Origin of the sequence: Larkinella arboricola (assembly GCF_003259745.1) — a bacterium.
GTDB lineage: Bacteria > Bacteroidota > Bacteroidia > Cytophagales > Spirosomataceae > Larkinella > Larkinella arboricola.
On record NZ_QLMC01000007.1, the window covers coordinates 116690 to 142639 of the forward strand.

Genomic DNA, 25950 nt, shown 5'->3' on the forward strand with positions numbered 1-25950 from the left:
AAAACAAACTTTACTGCAACAACTCCCGGCCTTTTGCCAGTGCCCGGTCGAGGCCGCTGGCATCGGAGCCGCCCGCCGTGGCAAAGAACGGTTGTCCACCGCCACCGCCCCGGATTTCTTTCGCCAGTTCTTTCACCAGGTTTCCGGCGTGGAGGTTTTTATCCTGGATCAGTTCCTCGGGCAACATCACGGCCAGTTGCGGTTTGCCGTTGATATCAGAGCCTAAAACCAAAGCGAGTTTATCAACTTTCGCTTTCAGGTCATACGCCAGTTGTTTCAGGGCGTCGGCTGATGGAACCTCAACCCGCTCAACCAGCACCGAATGGCCGTTGCTGGCGGACACTTTCGTCAATAATTCTGATTTGACCTGCTGTAGTTTTTCAGCTTCCAGCACCTCAATCTTTTTTTGCAGTTGGCTGCGTTCGTCCAGTAAATTCTGTACGGCTTTCAGCACGTCTTTCGGCGCTTTCAGCAATTCTTTTAACTGATCGAGTGTAGCCTGTTGTTCGTTCAGGAGGGCTAGGGCTTTTTCGGCGGTAACGGCTTCAATCCGGCGCACACCCGTTGAGACCGAGCCTTCCGACGTAAATTTGAAAAGACCAATCTGGCCCGTCGCCGGAACGTGGGTTCCTCCGCAAAGCTCAACCGAGTAACCGGGGTCAAACGTAATCACGCGCACAAAATCACCGTATTTCTCCCCGAACAGCGCCATTGCACCGAGGTTCTTGGCTTCCTCGATGGGCACGTTCCGCCGTTCGTCCAACGGAATGTTCTCGCGGATTTTCTGGTTGACAATGGTTTCAATTTCAGCGAGTTGTTCGTCTGTAACTTTACTAAAGTGCGAGAAGTCAAACCGCAGGGCATCCGGGCCGACGTACGAGCCTTTCTGTGCCACGTGTTTGCCCAGTACTTCCCGCAGAGCCGCGTGGAGCAGGTGCGTAGCCGAGTGGTTATCAGAAATGGCGGTGCGCCGGTCGGCATCCACTTTGGCTAGTACGCCCGAATGGTTATCCAGCACATCCTCCAGGTCCTTGTCGTTGGAAATATGGATAATCAGGTCGTTTTCTTTCTTTGTATCGGCAATCCGCACCAGCACCTTTTCGTTACCAACCCGTACTTCCAGCACACCGGTATCGCCAATCTGACCCCCGGATTCGGCGTAGAACGGCGTCCGGTCCAGCACGATCTGGTACTGCGTGCCCTGCTTATTTTGTACCTTCCGGTAGCGGGCCACGCGTGCTTCGGCTTCGACCTGATCGTATCCCAGAAATTCAACCCCGTCGATGTCGTTGAGTTCGGTCCAGTCGCCGGTGGAGGACGATGCATCTTTCCGTGACCGTTCTTTCTGTTGCTGAAGGGCTTTCTGGAAACCGGCTTCGTCAATCGAAAATCCTTTTTCGCGCGCAATCAACGCCGTCAGGTCAACCGGGAAGCCGAAGGTGTCGTTCAGTTCAAAAACCGTTTCGCCGTCGATGGTTTTCTGGCCTTTTTCGGTCAGCTCCACCGTTATTTTATCCAGCAGTTTCAGGCCGTTTTCCAGCGTCCGCAGGAAAGCCGCTTCTTCCTCCCGAATGACCGTGGCCACAAAATCGCGCTGGGCGTTTAGTTCCGGAAATACATCGGCAAACTGCATCGCCAGCGTTGGCACGAGTTTGGTCAGGAACGGTTCCGTAAAACCGAGGTACGAATACCCGTAGCGAACCGCCCGGCGCAGAATCCGACGGATAACGTAGCCCGCCCGCGCGTTCGACGGAATCAACCCGTCGGCAATAGCAAACGAAACCGCCCGGATGTGGTCGGCAATCACGCGCATGGCCACGTCGGGATACTCGCGCTGCGAACCGGTATAGGTCTTGCCCGACAGTTCTTCAATCACCCGAATTGTGTTCGTAAACACGTCGGTATCGTAGTTGGAGAGTTTGCTCTGAATAGCCATGCAAAGCCGTTCGAAACCCATACCGGTATCGACGTGCCGGGCGGGCAGCGGTTCGAGCGACCCGTCGGCCTTGCGGTTGAACTGCATGAACACAAGGTTCCAGATCTCGACCACCTGCGGGTGATCGGCGTTCACCAGTTCCTTGCCGGGTTTCTGATCCACATCGGCCTGTGGGCGCAGATCGACGTGAATTTCCGAGCACGGACCGCACGGACCCGTATCGCCCATTTCCCAGAAGTTATCTTTTTTGTTACCCAAAATGATGCGGTCTTCGCCTACGATGGGTTTCCACAAATCCCAGGCTTCCTGATCGAAGGGAACGTTATCTTTCTCATCGCCCTGAAAAACCGAAACGTAAAGACGGTCTTTCGGCAGTTTATATACGTCCGTCAGCAGCTCCCAGGCCCAGGAGATGGCTTCTTTCTTGAAATAATCACCAAACGACCAGTTGCCGAGCATCTCGAACATCGTGTGGTGGTAGGTGTCAAAGCCCACATCTTCAAGGTCGTTGTGCTTGCCCGAAACCCGCAGACACTTCTGTGTATCGGCTACGCGCCGGGCCGGAGGGGTTCCGTTGCCCAGAAAAAAATCTTTAAATTGAGCCATCCCCGAGTTGTTGAACATCAGCGTGGGGTCGTTTTTGGCGACCAGGGGGGCTGAGGGCACAATCAGGTGCTCTTTGCTGCGAAAGAAGTCTAAAAAATGCTGGCGAATTTCGGAAGAAGTCATGGTACCTTTGGGGCCGTCTGTACCAATCGGACGACGACGGATTGAATTGTTTCGCAAATTTACGGAAAACTTGTGTTTCTTCCGGGCAGATCGGAAGTTTGTTCTATGGAGGAGCTAACCAAACGGTATTACGGCATTCGGGAAGTGGCCGACATGCTGGGGGTGAATATTTCGAAACTGCGGTTTTACGAGAAGGAGTTTCCCTCCCTCAAACCCCGCAAGAACCGCGCTGGCGACCGAATTTATACCCGGGAGGATATTGAGCACCTGCGGGAAATTCTGGACCTGGTGGAAGAAAAAAAACTTACACTGGAAGGGGCCCGTCAGCACCTCAAAAGCCGTTCGTCGCGCCAGACCGAAATCAAGCAGATGCTCAGCCGTTTACGGGAAATTCGCAAATTTCTGGTCGAAACGCGGGATCAACTGGACGAATAGAAGGTTATTGCGGTTCCATCCGCACACCGGCTCATCGGGAAAAAACGAGTTCGCTACACCAACACTGCCTGCGCAAAAGCGGGCGTTTACAAATTTTCTACAGTCTTCTCCGTTACTCCGGCACCGGGCCTGCGTCTTGATAGAAACCAGTTGCTTACCGAGTGAATTTCCCTGAATTATTCTATCAGTCGGCTTTAACGTCGGTGCCCGGTGTGGGCGGTGTTCTGATTCGTCAGCTAATGAGTTATTGCGGCTCAGCGTCAGAAGTGTTCCGGTCATCGGCGGCCCGACTTATCAAAATACCCGGAATCGGGGAGGTAACGGCCCGGGCGATTTTGCATCCGGATGTGTTGCGGGAAACCGAACAGGTGCAGCAGCGGTGCGAAAAACTGGGCGTTCAGCAACTTTTCTACACAGACAAACGGTATCCGGCCCGGCTCAAAACGCTGTATGACGCTCCACCCATGCTGTACTGGCAGGGAGCCGCCGATCTGAACGCGGCCCGTACCATCGGCATCGTAGGAACCCGTCAGGCAACGGAGTATGGTCGCCGGATTACCGAAGAACTGATTCAGAATTTACGTCCTTACAGTCCTCTTATCATCAGTGGATTAGCGTATGGGATTGACATCATGGCCCACCGCGCCAGTCTGGCAAACGGTTTGCCGACCATTGGTGTCATGGCCAGTGGCGTTGATATTATTTATCCGCATCTGCACACGAAAACGGCCCAGGAAATGCTACTGTTGGGTGGCCTGCTAACCGAAAACCGGCCGGGTGTGAAGCCCGACGCCCGCTTGTTTCCGGCCCGTAACCGGATTATTGCGGGGCTGAGCGATGGGGTTATCATTGTGGAAGCTGCGGCCAAAGGGGGAGCCCTGATCACCGCCGAATACGCCAACAATTACCACCGGGAGGTGTTTGCCGTACCGGGGCATCTGAATCAGACGTTCTCGCAGGGGTGTAACAAATTGATTCGGGAAAACAAAGCCCAGATTTATACCAAACCGGATGATATTATTGAAGCCCTGAACTGGGATCAGGCCGCGGGTAAAACCGCACCGGCAGAAAAACCGTTGCTGACACTGGAATTTACCGAAGAGGAAAGTCAGGTGCTGGCTCTTTTCCGGCAACAGGCGGATTGGCACATCGACGAACTCAGTTGGCGCAGTCAGATTCCGATCGGCAAACTATCGTCCCTGCTGCTGAACCTGGAGTTCAAGGGGATTGTCCGGAGCCTGCCGGGTAAGAAATTTCAGATGAATTAATCTATACTGCCAACCGGCGGACGCTCCTGTTTAAGTCTGTTGGTACTGTCTACCAGCTTCTTTTAATCGACAAAAAACCGCCGGTCTGCTTCGGATAAAGACCGCCCTGGTCATAGGCAATGCTCATGGATAATGCGGTATTGGTCAGGCGGGGAAGGGAACACTGGGCGGAGAGGAGGGCCGAGAACTGCTCGAACGGCGGAGCATACGGCTCGTTGAAGGAACCGTAATTCCGGCTGAACGACGCCCGGGCGCTGAACTGGACCTGACTGGCAGCGGCTTCCATGCCAAGATACCAGACATGGATGCGGTTATTGGGAAAAAATCCGCCCCCGACGTATTCGCGAACCCTGGGGGTATAATCGGCGCGTGGGGCTATGAAAGGCGTGCCGATGGTTCGGCCAAAATACGACCAGCCTTCACGGTATTGGCCGTGGTTAAAATAATTGTCGGAGCCTTGAAACTGGGCGGTCTGGTCAAATACCGGGCCGCTCTGGTTGGTGGTTGTGAGCCATTCCACGACGGCTGATTTCCAGCGAAAACGGTGGGATGGTCCGACGGCCCGGTTACGCACACGAATGCCCCACAAACCATCCGGAAAATTGATCAGGACTACCCCGCTGGCATCCTCGTACAGATGCTGGTAATAGAGCAGCGTATTCAGGCGGGGGGTGATCCACTCCAGGGCGTAATCAATGGAACCGATGTGGTTGCCAACGCGGTTTTCGCCGTCAAATGTGGTTTGCTGGTTGTTCACCAGGTCTTTGGGATACCGTCCCAGCACGAGGGAAATATAATCCTGGAAGGAGGACGGCAAATGGCCGTAAACCGCAAACGGACTGCCGATCAGGTAATCGGCGTGGCCGCCCCATTGCACCTGATGATTGAGTCCGGCGTACAGCTTAAAAGGCCAGTGCGGTTTTCCGAACCGGCCATAAATATACTTCTGATGAAAAAGGGCCCCTTTGATGTAGGGCGCATTGAACCAGCCGTGCGCGTAGCCCACCCGAAAGGCCACGGTTTTTTTTAGAAAGCCGCCAATCGGTACGAAGTCCGGCGTTTGCAGTTGCACCTTCGGAATCGGCAGCGCGTTTCCCGACCAGATCACAAAACCGGAACTGAGCGTCGAGTCGCCAATGCCGTACAGTTCGCGATGGCGGCCCGCCCAGAGTTCAAGCTGGCCGTACCGGACTTTTACGTACAGTTCGGGCAGCAGTCCCTGCCTCGTTTCCCCAACATTGGCCACAGCGTAAGCTCCTGCACCCCAGTCAAACCGGCGCGGATGGGTCGTGGTTGAATCCGTCCGGTAATCCCGCCGGATACCGCCCCGCAGCGTGGCAAACGGCACCTGAAGGGGAACCATACCGTACTGGTTGGTCCGGAGCCAGAAAGGGAGCCGGTCGGACGAGGAAGCCATACTGCCCAGTTCCAGCTCTGCCTTAAAGGGCCATGACGTTGCCGCCGTTTGTGCCCAGCCGGGAGCCATTCCCAGCCATCCGACGACCAGGATGCAAAGCCGTTTCATCGGCTTGCGGCTATTGGTTCCATTCCGCCGGGTTTTGGCGCCATGCGGCCAGCGAACTCATGGCGTCAGCCGCAATGTAGTCCAGTTTTCGAGCCTGTTCTACCAGCGTTTCGTAATCGCTCAGGCACACCAGTTGCACGGCTTTGTCGGCAAAATTCTGCGCTGCCACCGGGAAACCGTAGGTAAAAATGGCCGCCATGCCCAGCACCTCGGCGCCGGATTGCCGCAGCACATCCACCACTTTCAGCGAACTGCCACCGGTCGAAATCAGGTCCTCCAGCACAACCACGCGTTGTCCGGCTTCCAGACGGCCTTCGATCTGGTTGCCCATCCCGTGTTTTTTAGGTTCGGGCCGCACGTACAGAAACGGCAGATTGAGGGCGTCGGCTACCAGAGCGCCCTGGGCAATTCCGGCGGTGGCAACGCCCGCGATGGCGTCGACGCCGGGAAATTGTTTTTGAATGGCGTTGGCCAGTTCCGAGCGGATATAAGACCGTACTTCCGGGTGGGAAAGGGTGATCCGGTTATCACAATAAATGGGTGATTTCCAGCCCGAACTCCAGGTAAACGGTTCTTCCGGACGCAACCGAACCGCCTTCACTTCTAACAACAACCGGGCAACTTGTTCTGCAACCATGTATTCTTTGACTTGTTCTGCAACCATGTTTTTTAAATGATGAATTCAGGGCGCGTGGCCGCCCGCGCGTAATGGAAGGATGCGTGAAACGGTTCTGGACCGCCAACTCGCGGACAATCCGTTCCCTGTCAATCCTTCATCAGTTTAGAGTTTATTCTTCTGCTCGTTTGGTTACCAGAATTTTGTCGATACGGCTTTTGTCCATATCCACAATTTCAAACTGATAATCCTGCCACGAGAACGTTTCGCCGGTTTTGGGTATGTCTTTGATAATCTGCAAGGCAAAACCGCCCAACGTATCGAAACCCGTAAGTTCGCGCCGGTTTTGCAGCACAATGTCGAAATAATCAAGAAAATCGTCAAACGGTATCTGGGCATCGATCAGGTAACTGCCGTTGCCCCGGTCGACAATCTCAAACTCGAATTCGTTGGTATCCGAAATGTCGCCCACCAGCGCATCCACGATGTCGTTGAGCGTCACCATGCCCAGCACCCCGCCGTATTCATCGACAATGATGCCCACGTACTGCCGCTTCTCCCGAAACCGTTCGAGCACCTGGTAGGCCATGTTGCTTTCCGGGATATACAGAATGTCGCGCTTGATTTCTTCCAGTCGGGTGAGCTGATCGTCCAGGTCTTTGCCCAGAAAATCCTTGCTGTTAATCAAGCCGATCATTTCATCGACGCTGCCTTGGCAGAGCGGATAATGCGAGTGCCGGTGTTCGATGATCGACTGCCGGTTTTCTTCCACGGTGGCTTCTACGTCCAGAAAAACCATTTCCTGGCGGTTGGTCATCAGGGAGGTAATCCGCCGGTCGCCGAGCTGAAAAACGTTCTGAACAATCTCCTGCTCAATTTCTTCAATCACCCCGCCGGAGGTTCCTTCCTGAATTAAACTTTTTATTTCTTCTTCCGTGACCGCACTGGCATTTGGTTTGATGTTAAGAATCTTGATGATGAGGTCGCTCGAAAAGGCCAGCAGGCTGATGAACGGAGCGGTCAATTTGGAAAGCACGTTCATGGGCCGTACCATGAACTTGGCAATTCCTTCCGGATTCGACAGACCGATGCGTTTGGGAACCAGCTCGCCGAGCACCAGCGAGAGGTAGGTAATCAGCACAACGGTCAGCGTCACGGCAATGCTGTTGGCGTATGGTTGCAGGAGCGGAAACTGGGCAACGAAGGCCGAAATCTGACCCGTCAGGCTGTCGCCACTAAAAATACCGGTCAGGATACCGATCAGGGTGATGCCAATCTGGACGGTTGCCAGAAAACGGTTGGGGGATTCAGCCAGTTTCAGGGCTTCTTCGGCCCGTTTGTCGCCGTTGCGGGCGTCGGTTTCGAGTCGGGCTTTTCGGGAGGAAACCAGCGCAATCTCCGAAAGGGAGAAAACACCGTTGAGAATGACTAAAAAGAGTATTATTGCAAGTTCCACACGGGGAAAAGTTGGCGTCTTGCAAAAATAGTAGTTTTAGTTTCTCTTCAAAGATGAATGGTTTATCTAAATTTGTTTACGAATATACTAAAACCGGTACGTCGACGGTTCGACGGAATTATTCACTCAGTTGTTTAACTACCTCATGACCATTTTTATTGACGATCGACCCATTCATTTGAAGGGTGCCAAGCAGGCCACCAGACTGCAGGATGAGGCAGCAGCCAACCAGCTGGAGTATGACCTGATCATCGACGCCCGTCTCGATGGTTTGAAACTGAACGCTCTGAAGGGCCATTTGCTGGTGCTGAATGCAACGCCCGGCACGGTGGAGAAACTGGTCAGCTTACTTAACAACTACAACGTCAGTGAGTTGAACTCCGTGACGCTGGTGGCTGTGGAGAAAAAAGCCGTGGAGGAAAAATTCAAGAGTTTGTTTAAAGTCGTGAAAGCGGCCGGGGGCGTGGTGTTTAAAGGGGATAAGATGCTGCTGATTTTCCGGCGCGGCAAGTGGGATTTACCCAAAGGAAAACTCGACGACGGCGAGTCGTCGCGGGTGGCGGCTGTGCGGGAGGTTGAGGAGGAAACCGGCGTGAAAGCCGCCCTGGAACACCGGATTTGCACCACCTGGCACACCTATACGCTCAACGGAAGCCGCATCCTGAAACGGACGAAATGGTACCAGATGGCCTGCCTCGACGATTCGCAGATGACGCCCCAGACCGACGAAGATATCGACCGCATCGAGTGGATGGATGCCAAGAAAACCGCGCTGGCCATGACCAACTCGTTCAGTTCGATCCGCTTTGTAATCGACTCCGTCAACGAACAGGTAAACGGGTAAGGAGCCGTCAGGAAGGATGAATACCGTTCATCTATAGTCCTACTGAAATATCACTGGCTCCACCTGGTAGCCGCGGTCACGTAGCAACATGATCACCCCTGTCCGGTAGTAAAGGTGACCGAGCCCCACTGCTATCAGGCAGGGTTTGGTCGAAATGGCAGCGATGATTTTACTCATCCAGTTTTTGTTGCGCTGTTCCACCGGGATGAAATCAAAATCAGTTGAAGTCTGAACGTTGACCGCCCGCTCGTTGAGCTTATAATCAAATTCCATTTTTTTATAGTGGGCAACGGTTTCATCGACTCCTGTCATCTGATAGATATTCCAGTCAGGTTTGTCACTGTTCTCCAGGTATTTTAATGAACGTGCCAGGTACTGTTTTGCCTGATCAATGTTCGTTGAATCAAATTCTGTGGGTGTAACACGGTCCAGCCGGTCACCTTTTCGGCCCAGTTTCTCGTAAAGCCTGAACAAGTCCAGATCCATGAATTTAGTGATACCATTTGCTTCCTTCGATTGAGTCGCCAAGGTGGTTAGGATGGCATTCCTCATTTCGGCAACGGTCATAGTTTCAGCATCAGGATTACCCACAATTCCTTCGCCTACTCTGGCCACAAAAAAAGAATCCAGTGTGCGGTATTGCTCCGGGGTGAGCAGCGATAAGGCTTTTAATTGGCTTCCGGTTTTTGCAAAGGGCGTTTCGGTACGCTCCGTTGTAAACGCTTCCGTCAAAATGAATTCTGTGCTGTCAATTACTTTTTTTATTTCCGGATATTCATACAGCCATTCGGCATCGGCAAGATGAAATGTTCCCAGGAGATAGGAGGGTTGTTTGCAGTCTTTTCCTGTAATTTTCCACAGAATAGTGGGCGGGTTCGAAGGGGTAATTTTCGTTCGTTTCTGTCCAACTGCGTAGTGAGAAAGCAGCAGAAATGTTAGCAGCAAGAAATGAAAAGACGAATCGAATTTCATGCTTTAAACGGTATCGCTTACGAAATCCGGTAGGGCACAAATTCATCAATGTTTTTGCCGTATCGGTGCAGTTCCCGGATGATGCTGGAACTGATGGGGGCGAGGGGGGGTGAGGTAATCAGAAAGACCGTTTCAACGTCTTCGTACACATACCGGTTGACCTGCGAAATGCTGTTCTCGTACTCAAAATCCGTGGTGTTGCGCAGTCCCCGCAGCAGAAACCGGGCGCCCAGCTCCCGCGCTACGTTGGCCGTCAGATCGTCGTAGCTGACCACTCTTACGGACGGATAATCCGCAAACGTTTTTTCGATCAGTTCGGCCATTACTTCCAGCGGAAAATACCGTTGTTTATTGGCGTTGCGGCCAATACCGATCACAACTTCATCGAACAACTTCAGCCCGCGCAAAACAATGTCTTCGTGGCCTTTTGTAAACGGGTCGAACGAGCCGGGAAAGAGCGCAATACGTTTCATAAAAGTTTGGGATAGGAAAATGGCGCGGCCTTTTGTCAGTCAATGAGGGCAGTGCCAAACAGGCTGAAATAACGGTGGTCGGGTGTGTCCTCGAAAGCGGCTGTCAGGTTCAGTTCCGAGGGGTGGGTGCCAAACTGGATTTGCGGAAAGAATTGTTCCAGCACCGTGTAAATTTCCGCGAACGGGGTGATTTCACCAAACAAAACCAGTTTCAATTCCTTCGGGTCGGTTTTTAGCTCGTTGACCACATACAGGATGTAATACACCAGATCAGTCGAATTTTTGTAGGCAAATCGGTTGCAGAACATAAATTGCCCGCCTTTTCGAAAAATAACCGTAACGGTTTCAGCCTCAAAGTTTAACGACAGTTTGTGGGACGAGTCCAGTACCGAATCCTTCAGCGAGGTTGCCTGAATCAGGGCGCTCGACTGGTGAATGACCGTCGTTTGCTGAAGCGGGTAGGTGGCCGCCAGCCAGTCGGTCAGGGCGTTGTCGATGCTGAACACCGCATAAAACTCTTCTTTTCGGTGAACATACGCCAGCGCGTGTTCCGAAAGCGAAAGCGGATTGCCCCGCATCAGTTGCAAATACTGGGCGGCATATTCTTTCCGGAACAGGGGAGAAGGAATCAGGGTAAACGACGGTGAATTGACCGCAATGGTAATCGTTTTCCAGGAAGCCGACTGAAGAACCGGGTGATTCTGATAAATCGCCTGTAAGGAAGGCAATAACGGGTTTTCGGTCAGGAGCGTCGGAAACGTGTAATCCTCCAGCCAGAAACATCGGTGGGTTCCGGGTTCGATGACACAAAACCGGAAACGTTCTTTGCTCATTTCCAGACAGAGCTGAAACGAATCGGTCTGCGTAACGTCAAAGGAATCTTCCCGAATGGCGACGGTAGGGGTCACAGCGGCTAAAGTATCGGTATGCACAAATCGTAAAAATAAAATGAATACAGTGAAGAGCCGGTTTTGCTCAGAAAAGCCGTTCCCCTGTTAAAACTACAAAAATACCGAACAGGCTTCCGCTATTGTTTCAAATATCCTTTTAAATGGAAAACATCTTCCATCGACCGGCATTGCTGAAACATCCGATGCACTTCGCTCTCGGGGTAACGTTTAATCTCTTCAAACGTCATCAACCGAACCTCGGTAATAATTTGACTATCAGCCGACATTTCTGGATCGAAGCCCTGGCGGAGCTGGCCCCCCACAATCCGAACGTCAAAAAACAGTTCCATCGCGTGCAGGGGTTCCTGCATAAACTCGTTGACAAATTGCAGTTCCCCCACTTCAATGTCGAGGCCGGTTTCTTCGTGAAACTCCCGGATGAGGGCTTCGTAGGCGGTTTCGCCAAATTGTGGCCCACCGCCCGGCGGACACCAGAAGGTGTCGGTGGGACCAATGCCCCGGTGGCGCACCATCAGCAGTTTTTCGTCGATCAGGCAGAGGCCACAAACCCGCAGCCGCAACCGATTGCCGTAGAGCCGCTTTACTTCTTCGCGTGCAATATCCAATGTTGGTATCTGGTCATTTTTGCACCGCAAATATAAGCAAGAGTTAAGAGTGATGCGTGAAGAATGATGAGTTAAAAGCGTATACCCGCCAACTCGTCACGCTTTACGCCTTCTTCTTCACTCAATAAGGGCTTCCCGAAATGTAGTTTTCCAGCGAATCGATGTGGGCTTTCTGGTCACGGATGATGGCGCTAACGACGTCGTTGATGGAGATGATACCGATGAGCCGGTCTTCGTCGACCACGGGCAGGTGGCGGATGTGTTTGTCTGACATGATAACCATCGCATCTTCGAGCCGGTGCTGGCTGGATATGGTTATTAGGCTGGAAGTCATCACGTCCCGAATCAGCGTATCCTTTGAGGCCCGTCCCTGCAAAATCCCCTTGCGGGCGTAGTCGCGTTCGGAGAAAATCCCGGACAGCCTGCCACCGTCGATCACCAGCACCGCACCGATGTTTTTAGAAGCCATGGTTTCCAGCGCTTCGTATACCGTTGAGTCGGATGTGACGGAATAAATGGTGTTGATGGTTTTTCCTTGCAGAATCTGACGGATGTTCATGATTGATTGAAGGTTTGGTTGAACGGAATCGATTCAAAGTAGAAAAATAATAGGCTAAAAGCAAGTTTGTTTTGTGTATCAATAGCCTGATGGTTGTAAATTCTTTGAATAGTTTAATACTGGCCGTTGGTTGCGGGAAGAGGTCCCGGTTTGTTTTTAATGGTGCGTTCTGATAAGTTTGGAAAAACAACGTCCGATGAAAAAAGCCGCTTCCTACGTCGCCAGAGCCCTGCTAGGTTTATTCATTGTCGCCAGCCTGTTTGTATCGTGCCGCCGGCCACCGGTCCACGATGCGCAGACAGCGGGCAGTGAGTTGATTGGTGCGTGGCAGAAAGTCAGTCCGGCACCCTGTAGTGCCGTCTATCCGAACGTGATCGAGTTTACCGCAAACGGTATTTACCAAACGCAGTCCGAAGAAACGTCGGTGCCGCAGGTTTGGGATACCGGAACGTACGAAGTCGATCGGCAGATTGTGAAAATTTCGAATGCGCAGGAGATTTCAAGGACGTACCGGTTTGTTATCAAAAACGAAATGGTTACGTTTGAAGACGATCAGGGCTGTAAGTTTCCCTATCGCCGACTCTGAATCCGTTGAAAAAACGGGTGTTTTTCCGTATATTCGTCCAATGAATGAAACTCTCACGCCGGCGCAGTTGCTGGCGAAACGCTTCCCTTTCAAGCCCACCCCCGGGCAGCAGCATTTCTTTGAGCAGATGAACCAGTTTATCGTCCGCTCGGAATACGAACATTACCGTGATTGCTTTTTGCTGAAAGGGTACGCCGGTACCGGAAAAACCACCCTCATCAGTACGCTGATCAAAGTGCTGCCCAAGTTTGGCTTCAAATCGGTTCTGCTGGCGCCGACGGGCCGGGCGGCCAAGGTGATGGCCAACTACTCGAAGCGCATGGCCCAGACCATTCACCGGAAAATTTACCGTCAGATTGCCGACGCCAATTCGGGCCACCTCGTTTTTCAGCGGCAGAAAAATTACCACGAAGACACGGTTTTTATTGTCGATGAAGCCTCGATGATCAGCGACGACGCCGAAATCGGCATGAACGGTTTGCTGGCCGATCTGGTCGATTTTGTTTTCGAAAACCCCGGAAACCGCCTGATGCTGGTGGGCGACGTGGCCCAGTTGCCGCCCGTGGGCAAGGAAGTGAGCCCGGCGCTGGACAAAGGCTATCTGGAACGGCATTTTGATATGGTGGTGGTGGAGCAGGAACTGCTGGAGGTCATGCGGCAGGACGAACACTCGGGCATTCTGCTGAACGCGACCAACCTGCGGGATGTGTTGCAGGAATCCCAGCCGCGCATCAGCCTGAACGTCCGGAAATACCGGGATATTTATAAAATGACCGGCGAACGGCTGGAAGACGGTATTCGGTATTGTTACGACAAATACGGCCGGGAGAATACCATCATCATCACACGGTCGAACAAGATGGCCGTGCAGTACAATCAGTATATCCGTCGGGCGATCAACCAGTGCGAGGAAGAACTCGACGCGGGCGATATGCTGATGATTGTCAAAAACAATTATTCGGTGCTGGACGATGACTCGCCCGCGGGTTTTCTGGCGAACGGCGATTTTGTGGAGGTACTGAAAATCCGCAAACGCGAAGAAGTCCACGGCCTGAAGTTTGCCACCGTCACGCTGCGGCTGGTCGATCTGGAAGATCAACCTGAGTTTGAAAGCAAAATCATTCTGGATACGCTGTACTCTCCGCAGCCGTCGCTGGGGCGGGACGAAAACCGTCAGTTGTACGAAAGCGTTCAGAAAGATTACTTTTATATCAAAACCAAAAAGGAGCGGAACGAAGCCATTCGGCGCGACCCGTACCTGAATGCCCTACAGGTGAAGTTTGCCTACGCCCTGACCTGCCACAAGGCACAAGGGGGGCAGTGGCCCGCGGTATTTGTCGATCAGGGGTATCTACCGGACGGGCAGGTCAATCAGGACTTTGTCCGGTGGCTTTACACGGCCATTACGCGGGCGACCGACGAAGCGTTTCTGATGAATTTTATGCCACAGTTTTTCGAATAAAACCATGACGGTACAGGAATTTACGGACAGTTTAACCGGACCCCGGCCTCCGTTTGGCCTGCATCCGGTAGCTGAAGCCCTGTGGCACGACGGCAGGGGCGACTGGGAACAGGCCCACAACATTGCCCAGAGCCGCGAAGGAACCCGCGACTACGACCGGCTGCACGCGTATTTGCACCGTAAGGAAGGCGACGAGTGGAATGCGGGCTATTGGTACCGCCGGGCTGGGGCAGCGGTCTTTACTGGAACGCTGGAGGAAGAATGGCAGGAACTGACGAAAACGTTCCTGAAAAAGTAAGGATCTTTTCGACGTATGACGGCGGAACCCGGTTTTAGTCATCCGATGGAAAGCGTTCCGGCGTTTTGTTCAGGGCTGCTTTTTACCGGATGTAATTCATAAAAAAAGACGCGACTCATACCGGCCGCGTCTTTGTTGTTTTTATTCCTAAACCCTTAAAAAAATGTTGATGAAGTAAGACCTATTAAGTTGATGAAGTGTAATCGAGTCAATTAAGCCCTAATTTCTGCCTCTTCGCGACGCAGCAATTGATTTACGTCTTCCAGCGGCAGGCCGAACGCTTCGGCCACGCCCTTGTAAACCACCTTGCCGTCCACCACGTTAAGGCCCCGTTTCAGTTCCTCGTTTTCCTGACAGGCTTTCTGCCAGCCTTTGTTGGCCAGTTGCAGCGCATACGAAAGCGTCGCGTTGGTCAGGGCCACGGTTGATGTATAGGGAACGGCTCCCGGCATATTGGCCACGCAGTAGTGCACCACGTCGTCGATCACGTAAGTTGGATTTTCGTGGGTGGTGGGCGTACAGGTTTCAATGCAACCGCCCTGATCAACCGCCACATCGACCAATACCGTTCCGGCCCGCATCAGTTTCAGCATATCGCGGGTGATGAGGTGGGGCGCTTTGGCTCCCGGAATCAGCACCGCGCCGATAATCAGATCCGATTGTTTAATGGCTTCGCGGATGTTGTATTCGTTCGACATCAGCGTATCGACGTTTTCGGGCATGATATCCGACAGATACCGCAGCCGCGGCAGGCTAATGTCCATGATCGTGACGTGAGCACCCAGACCAGCCGCCATTTTAGCCGCCTGCGTACCAACAATACCACCGCCCAGAATCAGCACGCGGGCCGGTTTAACGCCCGGAACCCCGCCCAGCAGAATACCGCGTCCTTTCTGCGGTTTTTCCAGGTATTTGGCACCTTCCTGCACGGCCATCCGGCCCGCTACTTCCGACATCGGAATCAGCAGTGGCAGGCTGCGATCCGCTTTTTCAACGGTTTCGTACGCCAGACAAACCGCCTTGCGCTCAATCATGGCGTGCGTCAGTTCTTCCGAAGACGCAAAGTGAAAGTAGGTAAACAGCAGTTGATCTTCCTTAATCAGTTCATATTCGGAAGCAATCGGCTCTTTCACCTTGATAATCATCTCCGCAATGCCGTACACCTCCTCAATGGTTGGCAGCATGATGGCACCGGCTTCAATATATTCTTCATCTTCAAACCCGCTTTCCACACCGGCATTCACCTGAACGTATACCGTATGACCGTGCTTGCGAAACTCGGCAACTCCGGCTGGCGTGAGCGCAACCCGGTTTTCATTATTTTTTATTTCCTTGGGAACACCGATAACCATGGTACTACGGGATTGTAGTTGATGAATATGACGGCACAAAGGTATCAATCACCAAACAGATTTCTGATTCTTTAACTCATTTTAGGAAAGAGTGTTTATTTTCCGTAGTATAGAAGGAAAAAGTTTGGTAGTCCCCGTCCGTAACGACTTTGTAAAGAAAAAATTCCGTCATGACTTCCGTAGACGCCATTGATCGGCAAATCATCTCCCTTTTACAGGAAAATGCCCAACTCACCATTCAGGAGATTGGCCAGAAGATTAATCTCTCCAAATCGCCCGTGCACGAGCGCATCAAACGGCTCGAGCGGGAGGGAATCATTGAAAAATACGTTACTCTGCTGAACAAAAAAAAGCTGGGCAATCTGCTAATGGTATTCTGCCACGTGACGCTTGATAAGCAAACCCGCGAAACGTTTGTAGTGTTTGATCAAACCATCGCGCAACTGCCGGAAGTGATGGAATGCAACCTGGTGTCGGGTACATTTGACTACCTGCTGAAAATTGTCGTCCGCGATATGGAAGCCTACAACCGGTTTTATCAGGAACGGCTTTCGGTCATTCCCGGCATTCTGAACATCAGTAGCTTTTTTGTGATGTCGGAAGTAAAAAACACGACGGTCATACCAGTTTAAAAGAGGCAACGGTCCAGAGACGTTATTGGCGGACGATCAGCTTGTGGGGAATAACGACTTCCTCCCGCGTAAAATGCTCGGGATTTTCAATGCCCGCAATCAGCAATTGAATGGCTTTGGTTCCCATTTCGTGCGGAAACTGCTCGATGGAGGCAATGGGCGGGTGTTCGAGGTAGGAGCAGAACGGAAGGTTGGAAAAACTCCCGAAGTAAATATCCTGGTTGATTGCCAGACCCCGCTGCCGGCAGACCTGCATGGCGTCCAGCGCCACATAATCGTTAAAAGCCAGTACGGCCTGCGGAGGCTCGGGCAGGTCGAGGAGTTCGCCCATTTTTTTTGCGGTGTCCTCCTTGCTCAGATTCACGCTGCGGACATACGCCCGGTTGATCGGAATGCCGTGCCGGTTCATCACGGTGACGTAGCCTTTCAGCCGTTCGTCGGTGGCCTGGAGCGTGCCGGGGCCGTTCAGCAGGGCAATCCGCGAAAGACCGAGTGAAAGCAGAAACTCAACGGCCTCGATGGCCCCCGCCGTGACATCGACATACACGCAGCTATTGGGCAGATTTCGGGCAACCCGGTCGAAAAACACAATGGGAATACCGTGTTTGTTGACCTCCAGAAAGTGGCTGTTGTTCTGGGTTTCCGAAGCCAGCGAAACAATGATGCCGTCTACCCCGTGTTTGACCAGATTACCCACCACCAGCCGCTCCCGTTCGTAATCATTGCGGGATTGCATCACCACCACGCTGTAGCCTTTGCTGATGGCTACATCCTCAATGGCCGAGATGGCCGTCGAGAAAAACTGTTCGGTCAGAAACGGCAGCACCACGCCGATGTTGTGCGTCCGTCGGCGTTTCAGGTTGATGGCCGTGGGGTTGGGAACATAATCCAGTCGTTTGGCCAGTTCATGCACCCGTTCCCGCGTACGAAGTCCGATGCTGGGATGATTTTGCAAAGCCCGCGATACCGTGGATACTGTAACGCCCAGTTGCCTGGCAATCTCTTTCATGGTGGTGGGATTAACCATTCTTCTAGATGCTTCTGTCAATTTGGTCCTAAAAATAAGGAATCTGCCGGATTCGGCTAAAAACTACGCAACCGATTGTGTAGCGTTATACAATCGATTGTTTACGTACTCTACACGGTGACGGGCAATATAAAGTTTTGATCATTTTGTAATAAGTATAATTTTGTTTTGGCTTATTTGTGCCGCGCAGTATACTGTTTATCACCCGGATGGCTTTCCTGAACATAACCCGCAACCCTTTTATTTTAGTAACGATGATTTTACCTCGAACTCAAAGACGCACAGGCTGTTTTTTCGTAAACGGTCTGATGGTATGGCTGTTTCTGAATACCCTGTCTGTGGTGGGGCAGGGCGTCGAGGATCTTCGTTTAATGGATTACCGGCCGCAGTCGATTTACCGGATTCCGAAAACCACCGTCACCAAAGCCAAATTTCCGGTGATTGACGTGCATTCGCATGATTTTCTGGTGAGTTCAGGGGGCGATCTGGCTCGCTGGGTGAAGACGATGGATCAGTACGGCATCAAAAAAACTATTGTTCTTACGATGTCGACCGGCGCCCGGTTTGACTCGCTGGTGGCAAAATACAAAGCCTATCCCGACCGGTTTGACCTCTGGTGCGGGTTTGATTTTACGGGATACGACAAAGACCCGAAATGGACCGACCACGCCATCAAAGAACTGGAGCGTTGCCAGAAAATGGGCGCGAAGGGCATCGGTGAAGTGGGTGACAAGGGCCTGGGACTGTTTTACGACCGCCCGACCAAAGCCTACGGGATGCACATCGACGATCCGCGCATGAAACCGCTGCTGAAGCGCTGCGGAGAACTCGGTATGCCCATCAACATCCACGTGGCCGAATCGTACTGGATGTACCAGAAAGTGGATTCGACCAACGACGGGTTGATCAATGCCGCCAAATGGCACGTCTACCTCAACCAGCCCGATATTCTGAACCACGAGCAGATGATCAAAACGCTCGAAAATGCGGTGCGCGATAACCCCGGCACCACGTTTATTGCATGCCATCTGGCCAACTGCGACTACGACCTGACGATTCTGGGCCGGATGCTCGACAAATACCCGAACCTGTATGCCGACATCTCGGCCCGTTACGCCGAGACGGCTACGATTCCGCGCTATATGAAGGCGTTTTACGAACGGTATCAGGACCGGCTGCTATACGGCACCGATATGGCCATCACCGACCACATGTACCAGACTACATTCCGGATTCTGCAAACCGCCGACGAGCATTTTTACGAAATCGAACAGTACAATTACCACTGGCCGCTGCACGGTTTCGACCTGAGCGATGCGGTATTGAAGAAGGTGTACTCCGAAAACGCCGAAAAGCTCCTGTATCAGAAGAAGCGCTAAACGGTTCTGTAGCCTTTTTGCCCGAAGCGCACGGCTTTACTGCTTTTTCCCGACAATCCGATGATTGCCCGATCCGTCGTGCGCTCTAAAAAAGGGCGTTACCCGGCCTGCCCATCAACGGTTTTGACGACGGTATTCAGCACCGGTCAGATGGCCCGGGCGCGGGTCGAAGGCCACCCTATCTTATCCACGGCCTGCCCATTCCGTCGACCAGCAAGCGTATTTTTTAATTCCAGTATAAATCCGTCAAATAAAACCGTTATGAAAACTTCTCCCTGGTCGGCGTTTCTGCTGATCTCCATGCCACTGGCGTTGCAATTGACCTCGTGTTTGAAACTGGCTGATCACAACATGATGCCGGATGGACCCGCCGGACGGTTTAAGATACCGGCTGTCAACGTCAGTACCCCCGCAGCCGTCGACGGCGGAAACATCAAGGACAACGTGGTGGACGGCAGTCTGTCGACCCGCTGGTCCGGCGAGGGCAATCCGCAGTATATTACCCTGGACCTTGGCCAGCCGGGGAAAATTGACTATATCCAGATGGGATTTCATACGGCGGGTAGCGCTACCCGGACGTCAAGTTTCGACGTGGCGGTTTCGCTCGATAGCCTGGTCTGGACGACGGTGCTCGTCGGTAAGACCAGCGCCCCCGGCAATACGGATCTGCAAAAATTTGATTTTACCGATCTGGAGGGAAAATACGTCAGGATCACCGGACACGGTAACAGCCAGAGCAACTGGAACAGTTATACCGAAATTGAAGTCTGGGGCTGGGGGCCAACCGTGGAAATGCCCGACGAAACCGGTGGAACGGGCGAACCGCCCTACGTGGCCGGAACCATCGACGTGCTGGGCAACTGGGATACCGGCGACGCCAGCCAGTGGGACGGTATTTCGGCGCGCAGTGTGGCCGATCAGTTTGCGGTGGTCAGCTCACCAGTGCGGCAGGGCTCGCACGCAGCCCGGTTTACGGTCCGGCCGGGCGATAAGGTTCAGAAGGCCAACGGGAGCTTTACGAGCGGAGAACGGGCCGAAGCGACGTTGTGGAATTACAGGCGGGAAACCTTAAACGATGAATACTACTACGGCTGGTCGACGCTCTTTCCGGACGACTGGACCGAGCCGAAGCAGTGGGGCATTTTCATGCAGTGGCACGCTCATACGTCCATTTCCCCGCCGGTGGCCTTCAGCGCCCGGGCAAACAGCGTGCGCGTAGAAGTCAGTTCTGGCAATATCGTTAATGCCTATCCGACGGAGTTTGAAAAAACGTACACCATCCTGAACGATCTGCACAAAGGGCAGTGGAATGATTTCATTGTGCGGGTTAAATTCCGCCCCGATACCACCGGGATTCTGGAAGTCTGGCATAAACTGAAGTCGGAAAGCACGTTCAAAAAAGTCCTGTCACTGAAGAATATTCCAACGCTGCAATGGACGTCCAATGTCAACCAGCTGGAGTCGGATTATAAAATTCCGTTTAACCTGAACGGCGTGGACGGCTACACCACCGGGACTTACATTCAGCACGGTTTGTACCGGCAGGATACGCCATCCGTGGAGCAGGGCGGAAACATCAACGTGTTGTATCAGGACAACTGGAGCAGGGGTACGTCGTTCAGTGCAGTAAAGGCCACATTTAACTAATTTCAGAACGGTTTTTGTTTACAAAACACAATCATTATGAAAAAGACAGGGCAAGGGTTGCGGTACCGCATGAGTTTACTGTCTGTAGCGGGCGTATTGGCCGTTGGAGCAACCATCCGGCCCGAACCGGCGGACGGTTTTTATGCACGGGATGACTTCTCAAAAGTAAGCAAAATCGACGCGCACATCCACCTGAGCTCGGCAGACACGACTTTTATTCGGCAGGCGGTGCGGGATAATTTCAGCCTGTTTACGGTGAACGTAGATGGCAAAACCTACCTTGAACAGCGAAACCTCGCCCTGGCCCATGTCAAACAATTTCCCAGGCGGGTGGCCTTTGCGACAACCTTTACCGTCAGCAACTGGAACGACCCCGACTGGCAGCAGAAAACCATCGCCGATCTGAGGGATTCATTTGCGAAGGGGGCGTTGGCCGTGAAGGTCTGGAAAGGAATTGGTATGGAATTGCGGGACAAAGACGGCTCCTTCGTGATGATCGACGACCCGCGCTTCGACCCGGTTTTTGACTTCATGGCGAAAAATAAAATCCCACTGATCAGTCATCAGGGCGAACCCAAAAATTGCTGGCTGCCGGTTTCGGACATGACCGTTGGGTCGGCCAAGCTGTATTTTACCCGCAATCCGCAGCATCATATGTATCTGCATCCGGAATATCCGTCGTACGAGAAGCACATGGCCGCCCGCGATCACATGATTGAAAAGCACCCGAACCTGATCGTGATCGGGGCGCACCTGGCGAGCCTGGAGTGGAGCGTGGACGAGATCGCGAAGCGGCTGGATAAATACCCCAATCTGGCGGTCGATATGGCATCCCGGATCATGTACCTCCAGCACCAGGCCACCACCGACTGGCAGAAGGTTCGCGATTTTCTGATCAGGTACCAGGACCGGATTCTCTACGCCACCGACCGGGGCAACTGGGAGGGTGTCTACGACAGCAACGAGGCCCTGAACCGCGAACTGCACGATACCTGGGTCAGCGACTGGACGTTTCTGACCACCGATCAGGTGATGACGCACCGGCACGTGGTCGGCGAATTTAAAGGCGTAAAACTGCCCCGGTCGGTCATTGATAAAATTTACCGGAAAAACGCCGAGCGCTGGATTCCGGGAGTAGCCAAACTTCAGTGAGTACACTACGCTAATGGCGGAGCAGGCAACTATTTTTCGAGACCGTATAGTCTATACCGGTAGTTAGTTTACCGTGTCGCCGGACTTCAGAGCGTATTGCAGAACCAGGGTTGACGGGTTCTGCAATACGCTGTAATAAGGATTTAATTAGTGACCAGCTAGAGCCCGCTCACCGACCCATTATACCGGGTCCCCGATTACAACCGTACGCAGGAAGAGCCATAAAATGGTGTTAACGATACGTCTCAGATCGTTTACACTTGCGTTGGATGGCTAAAAATGGCGTAATTGCGGCCCATTAGACGTCACCAGGCCGTTGGAGCGGTGAGTGGTCCCCACTGTTTGGTCATTGCAGAAGGTCTTGCCGGGCGATTGAAGATGACACGGCGGTCAGTCCTTTTCAATTCCCAAATACGTTCTCTACCGATTTATAACAACTATAATATCAATGTCAACAAACAAACTCTCTGCTGCTGCATTCGCGGATACAAAACCGCATTATACTATTCTTGACGGATTACGTGGAGTAGCGGCATTAACCGTTGTCTGTTTTCACTTATTTGAAGCCTTTGCAACCAGTCATTTAGATCAAAATATCAATCACGGCTATTTGGCTGTTGATTTCTTCTTTATCCTGTCCGGATTTGTTGTCGGCTATGCGTACGACGACCGCTGGAAAACAATGACCATAAAAGATTTCCTCAAACGAAGATTTATTCGCTTGCATCCTATGGTCGTTATCGGCGCTATTGTCGGCGCCAGTATATTTTACTTTCAAGGTTGCTCTGCCTGGGACGTTTCAAAAGTATCGGTGCCGATGCTATTGGTAGCGACAGGTATAAATGCCTTTCTGATTCCGGCAGCCCCCGGTTTTGAAATTCGGGGCGTCGGTGAAATGTTTCCGCTAAATGGTCCGAGCTGGTCTTTATTATTTGAATATATTGGCAATATCCTCTATGCATTTTTTCTCCGTAAACTTTCGACCAAATCGCTTTCAATCGTCGTATTACTGGCCGGTGTTGGATTAGCATCATTTGCCATTTGGGGGCCCTATGGCGATATCTGCGTTGGTTTTTCTATAACAGGAGATAATATGCTTGGTGGTTCTTTGCGTCTGTTATTCGCTTTCCCGGTCGGGTTGCTGCTCGCTAGGGTATTCAAACCTGTCCCGGTAAAAGGAGCTTTCTGGATCGGTAGCCTGACTATTGTTATTGTATCAGCCATACCAAGAATCGGCGGTAGCGAAAATTTGTGGATGAACGGTTTATACGACACCATCTGCGTTGCTATTGTCTTTCCTGTACTGGTTTATCTGGGCGCTTCTGGAAAAACAACCGGCCAAACCACGACCCGGTTATGCAAATTTTTAGGGGATATTTCGTATCCTCTATACATGGTCCATTACCCTTTTATTTATTGGTATTACGCCTGGGTTAAAAATGAAAACCTCACATTCGAGCAATCGTTGCCCGGTGCTATAGCGCTTGTTATTGGTTCTATTGTATTGGCTTACGGATGTTTAAAACTATATGATGAGCCTGTACGCAGGTATTTGACAAAGCGCCTTTTTTGAATACAGAAATAGTTCTTGTTAAATCTCCGGGAATCACCACAAAAGAGTTCCTGTTATCATGCTTCGGGCCGCCGAAGCATTAGTTTTATACGCGTAATACTGGTGTGGAATGCGGGGAAATAAATGCAATTCATTTCCCCTTTTATGGTTATAAATTAGGGTAAGACACTCCGCATTTTTGGTTGTCAGCCTAAATCTGTTCCATGACGTTTACGGGTGGGGAACCGCAGGCAGCCGGGCCGCCGTTTAGGTTGGCTCATAAGGCCGTTGGAGCGTTCATGTCTCGGGTACACGCTGAAAATTGTTCCGAAACCAAAAGTTGCGCAACCGATTGTGTGCCCTGCGCAATCGGTTGCGTTGCAGAAAACCGGACTATAACCAAAAATAAGCCTGTTCTTTCAACACCCACCCGGCTAGTTTTGTCCGGGCTTTCCAGGTAACGTCTAACGAAAATCCCCTATGTCTTTCGAAATTACTACTTCTGCCCCTGGCCGTATCTGCCTGTTTGGCGAACATCAGGACTATCTAGGACTGCCGGTCATTGCGGCTGCCATTTCCCGGCGGGTGCAGGTGACCGGACGTTTGCGGTCGGACCGTCAGGTGATTATCCATATGCCCGATATCAATGGCCGCGAACAGTTTGAATTAGCGCCAGTCATTCCGTACCAGCATTCCCGCGATTACTTCAAAAGTGCCCTGAACCTGCTGACCCGCAACGGTTTGTCGTTTCCCAACGGTATGGAGGTAACCATTCACGGAACAATTCCTATCAACTCCGGAACGTCGAGTTCGTCGGCGCTGCTGGTGGCCTGGATCAACTGGTTACTGAATAGCCAAAATTCGCAAAACGGGGTGACGCAGTCGGAAATCGGGGAACTGGCCTACCGGGCCGAAGTGCTGGAATTTGGCGAACCGGGCGGTATGATGGACCATTTTGCCACCGCCGTGGGCGAAGTGATGTACCTGGAATCGCAGCCGATGATCAAACTGGAAACCTTTCGACCCCATCTGGGAACGTTTGTGCTGGGCGATTCGCTCGAACCGAAAGATACCATCGGCATTCTGAAACACGTCAAATACGGGATGCTGGAAGCCATCCGGAAAATCAAGCTGCACGACGCCGGCTTTTCGCTTCATACCGTGCCGCAGGAAGCCGCCCGGCAGTACACCGGCTTGCTGAACGATGCGGAATTTAGCCTGCTGAAAAGCAATCTGTCCGACCGGGATGTATTACGCGAGGCTCTCCAGATGTTCCGGACGGCCACCATCAACCACCGGCGGCTGGGCCAACTGCTCACCATTCATCAGGCCAATCTGCGCGATCATAAGCGGGTTTCGACGCCCAAAATCAACCGGATGATCGACGAAGCGCTGAAAGCCGGAGCCTACGGGGCCAAAATCAACGGTTCCGGGGGCGGGGGCTGCATGTTTGCCTACGCACCCGAAAATCCCGAAGCCGTAGCCGAAGCCATTGAGCGAGCCGGTGGAAAACCGTACATCATTCAGGTAGATACCGGTACCCAGGCAACCGTGAATTCAAAACCCATATCCGTAAACGTATGAAAAAGAGATTGTTAATTCTGGCGGGTGGCATGTCGTCCCGTATGAAAAAAGCCGCTGAAGACCTGGCGATTGACGATAAGCTGGTGGAACAGGCCAATACGCTCACCAAAGGCATGATCAGCGTGGGACGCGAAGGCAAATCCCTGCTCGACTACCAGATTATCAACGCGCAGGAAGCCGGTATGGAAGAGGTGATGTTGCTGCTGCACCCGGAGGATGCGGTGACGCAGTCGTACTACGAAAACCGGCAGGCGCAGGGGGATTTGGGCACGCTGACGGTTTTGTTTGCCCGGCAGCGCATTGCCCCCGACCGGACGCGCCCGGCAGGAACCTCCGACGCGGTCTTGCAGTCGCTGCAACAGCATCCCGACTGGCAGCAGGGGCGGTTTATCGTCTGCAACAGCGATAATCTCTACTCCGTCAAGGCGTTGATCCTGCTCTGGCATTGTGATTACCCCAACGCCCTGATCAGCTACGACCGCGATGCGCTGGGCTTCCCGGAAGAACGCATCAAAGCCTTTGCCCTGATGAAAACCGATCCGTCCGGGTATCTACTCGACATCATTGAAAAGCCGTCGGAGGAGCAGGCGGCCGCGCTGCTGCAAACGCAGGGGCGTCTGGGCGTGAGCATGAATTGCTTCGTTTTTGAGGCCGCCCAGTTGATTCCGTACCTGGAGAAAACGCCTTTCCATCCCGTTCGGAACGAAAAAGAATTACCCACCACCGTCAGCCTGTTGGCGCAGGAACAACCCGGAAGTGTTGGGACCGTACCGTTGGCGGAGGTGGTCCCTGATCTGACCAGTAAACACGATATTGTCATTGTACAGGCTTATTTGGCCAACTTTTAAATAAAGAGTGAAAGGGCGAACGAGTGAAAGAGCGAAGGTGGCTCCGCTGCTTATCTCACTCATTCACTCTCTCCATTCACCCTTTCGCTCTTTCACTCTTTG

24 protein-coding genes are annotated in these 25950 nt (G+C 52.5%); 13 read left to right on the top strand and 11 right to left on the bottom strand.

Going from position 1 to position 25950, the window contains the following annotated elements:
* Positions 1-10: 10 nt before the first annotated feature.
* Positions 11-2665 carry an alanine--tRNA ligase gene (alaS, locus tag LX87_RS24300; RefSeq protein ID WP_111630898.1) on the bottom strand — a complete coding sequence of 885 codons (2655 nt, stop codon included), beginning with the start codon at positions 2663-2665 and terminating at the stop codon, positions 11-13.
* 105 nt (positions 2666-2770) lie between these two features.
* Between alaS and LX87_RS24305 the strand changes: the two genes are divergently transcribed.
* Together LX87_RS24305 and dprA are read left to right on the top strand one after the other, a co-directional pair.
* Positions 2771-3100, top strand: coding sequence for a MerR family transcriptional regulator (locus LX87_RS24305; protein ID WP_111630899.1), 330 nt, complete (start codon positions 2771-2773; stop codon positions 3098-3100).
* 161 nt (positions 3101-3261) lie between these two features.
* The gene (dprA, locus tag LX87_RS24310; RefSeq protein WP_262511104.1) at positions 3262-4368 is read left to right on the top strand and encodes a DNA-processing protein DprA; all 1107 of its coding nucleotides are present in this window, start codon (positions 3262-3264) and stop codon (positions 4366-4368) included.
* Between the two features lie 49 nt (positions 4369-4417).
* Here dprA and LX87_RS24315 read toward each other — a convergent pair whose 3' ends face one another.
* The 3 genes from LX87_RS24315 to LX87_RS24325 all read right to left on the bottom strand — a co-directional run bounded on the left by LX87_RS24315 (position 4418) and on the right by LX87_RS24325 (position 7965).
* On the bottom strand, positions 4418-5893 hold the full coding sequence (locus tag LX87_RS24315; RefSeq protein WP_111630900.1) for a capsule assembly Wzi family protein: 1476 nt from the start codon (positions 5891-5893) through the stop codon (positions 4418-4420).
* Between the two features lie 10 nt (positions 5894-5903).
* Entirely contained in the window at positions 5904-6557 is a 654-nt protein-coding gene (pyrE, locus tag LX87_RS24320; protein WP_229310805.1) for an orotate phosphoribosyltransferase, read from the bottom strand.
* 124 nt (positions 6558-6681) lie between these two features.
* Entirely contained in the window at positions 6682-7965 is a 1284-nt protein-coding gene (locus tag LX87_RS24325) for a hemolysin family protein (protein ID WP_111630901.1), read from the bottom strand.
* A 145-nt stretch (positions 7966-8110) separates the two neighbouring features.
* Here LX87_RS24325 and LX87_RS24330 point away from each other — a divergent pair, with 145 nt between their 5' ends.
* On the top strand, positions 8111-8809 hold the full coding sequence (locus LX87_RS24330) for an NUDIX hydrolase (protein WP_111630902.1): 699 nt from the start codon (positions 8111-8113) through the stop codon (positions 8807-8809).
* A gap of 39 nt (positions 8810-8848) precedes the next feature.
* Here the strand turns inward: LX87_RS24330 and LX87_RS24335 are convergent, their stop codons facing one another.
* From LX87_RS24335 to LX87_RS24355, 5 genes are all read right to left on the bottom strand, one after another.
* On the bottom strand, positions 8849-9781 hold the full coding sequence (locus tag LX87_RS24335) for a TraB/GumN family protein (protein WP_111630903.1): 933 nt from the start codon (positions 9779-9781) through the stop codon (positions 8849-8851).
* Positions 9782-9798: 17 nt separating this feature from the next.
* Positions 9799-10254: a pantetheine-phosphate adenylyltransferase gene (coaD, locus tag LX87_RS24340; protein ID WP_111630904.1), complete on the bottom strand. Its 456-nt coding sequence runs from the start codon at positions 10252-10254 to the stop codon at positions 9799-9801.
* 35 nt (positions 10255-10289) lie between these two features.
* Positions 10290-11162, bottom strand: coding sequence for a DUF3822 family protein (locus LX87_RS24345; protein WP_170139447.1), 873 nt, complete (start codon positions 11160-11162; stop codon positions 10290-10292).
* Between the two features lie 119 nt (positions 11163-11281).
* Complete coding sequence (locus LX87_RS24350) at positions 11282-11770, bottom strand: NUDIX domain-containing protein (RefSeq protein WP_111630906.1); 489 nt, start codon at positions 11768-11770, stop codon at positions 11282-11284.
* A gap of 121 nt (positions 11771-11891) precedes the next feature.
* The gene (locus LX87_RS24355) at positions 11892-12329 is read right to left on the bottom strand and encodes a CBS domain-containing protein (protein ID WP_111630907.1); all 438 of its coding nucleotides are present in this window, start codon (positions 12327-12329) and stop codon (positions 11892-11894) included.
* A 196-nt stretch (positions 12330-12525) separates the two neighbouring features.
* Between LX87_RS24355 and LX87_RS24360 the strand changes: the two genes are divergently transcribed.
* Genes LX87_RS24360 through LX87_RS24370 form a run of 3 tightly spaced genes read left to right on the top strand, consistent with a single transcriptional unit; the run spans position 12526 to position 14675 of the window.
* The gene (locus LX87_RS24360; RefSeq protein ID WP_111630908.1) at positions 12526-12915 is read left to right on the top strand and encodes a hypothetical protein; all 390 of its coding nucleotides are present in this window, start codon (positions 12526-12528) and stop codon (positions 12913-12915) included.
* A 40-nt stretch (positions 12916-12955) separates the two neighbouring features.
* Positions 12956-14377, top strand: coding sequence for an ATP-dependent DNA helicase (locus LX87_RS24365; RefSeq protein WP_111630909.1), 1422 nt, complete (start codon positions 12956-12958; stop codon positions 14375-14377).
* A 4-nt stretch (positions 14378-14381) separates the two neighbouring features.
* Entirely contained in the window at positions 14382-14675 is a 294-nt protein-coding gene (locus tag LX87_RS24370; RefSeq protein WP_111630910.1) for a hypothetical protein, read from the top strand.
* A 212-nt stretch (positions 14676-14887) separates the two neighbouring features.
* Here LX87_RS24370 and ald read toward each other — a convergent pair whose 3' ends face one another.
* Positions 14888-16027, bottom strand: a complete 1140-nt coding sequence (ald, locus tag LX87_RS24375; RefSeq protein WP_111630911.1) for an alanine dehydrogenase — start codon at positions 16025-16027, stop codon at positions 14888-14890.
* Between the two features lie 170 nt (positions 16028-16197).
* Between ald and LX87_RS24380 the strand changes: the two genes are divergently transcribed.
* Complete coding sequence (locus tag LX87_RS24380) at positions 16198-16659, top strand: Lrp/AsnC family transcriptional regulator (protein WP_111630912.1); 462 nt, start codon at positions 16198-16200, stop codon at positions 16657-16659.
* A gap of 22 nt (positions 16660-16681) precedes the next feature.
* Here the strand turns inward: LX87_RS24380 and LX87_RS24385 are convergent, their stop codons facing one another.
* Positions 16682-17668 carry a LacI family DNA-binding transcriptional regulator gene (locus tag LX87_RS24385; RefSeq protein WP_229310806.1) on the bottom strand — a complete coding sequence of 329 codons (987 nt, stop codon included), beginning with the start codon at positions 17666-17668 and terminating at the stop codon, positions 16682-16684.
* Between the two features lie 326 nt (positions 17669-17994).
* On the opposite strand from LX87_RS24385, the gene LX87_RS24390 reads away from it, so the two are divergent.
* The 6 genes from LX87_RS24390 (at position 17995) to LX87_RS24415 (ending at position 25848) form a co-directional block, all read left to right on the top strand.
* The gene (locus tag LX87_RS24390; RefSeq protein WP_211325371.1) at positions 17995-19065 is read left to right on the top strand and encodes an amidohydrolase family protein; all 1071 of its coding nucleotides are present in this window, start codon (positions 17995-17997) and stop codon (positions 19063-19065) included.
* Positions 19066-19326: 261 nt separating this feature from the next.
* Entirely contained in the window at positions 19327-20712 is a 1386-nt protein-coding gene (locus tag LX87_RS24395) for a heparin lyase I family protein (protein WP_170139448.1), read from the top strand.
* 36 nt (positions 20713-20748) lie between these two features.
* Positions 20749-21864 carry an amidohydrolase family protein gene (locus LX87_RS24400; RefSeq protein WP_229310807.1) on the top strand — a complete coding sequence of 372 codons (1116 nt, stop codon included), beginning with the start codon at positions 20749-20751 and terminating at the stop codon, positions 21862-21864.
* Positions 21865-22312: 448 nt separating this feature from the next.
* Positions 22313-23437: an acyltransferase family protein gene (locus LX87_RS24405; RefSeq protein WP_111630915.1), complete on the top strand. Its 1125-nt coding sequence runs from the start codon at positions 22313-22315 to the stop codon at positions 23435-23437.
* Positions 23438-23896: 459 nt separating this feature from the next.
* On the top strand, positions 23897-25000 hold the full coding sequence (locus LX87_RS24410; RefSeq protein WP_111630916.1) for a mevalonate kinase family protein: 1104 nt from the start codon (positions 23897-23899) through the stop codon (positions 24998-25000).
* A complete protein-coding gene (locus LX87_RS24415; RefSeq protein ID WP_111630917.1) occupies positions 24997-25848 on the top strand; it encodes a sugar phosphate nucleotidyltransferase in 852 nt (283 codons plus the stop codon). Before LX87_RS24410 ends, LX87_RS24415 begins: the two co-directional genes overlap by 4 nt.
* Positions 25849-25950: the final 102 nt, after the last annotated feature.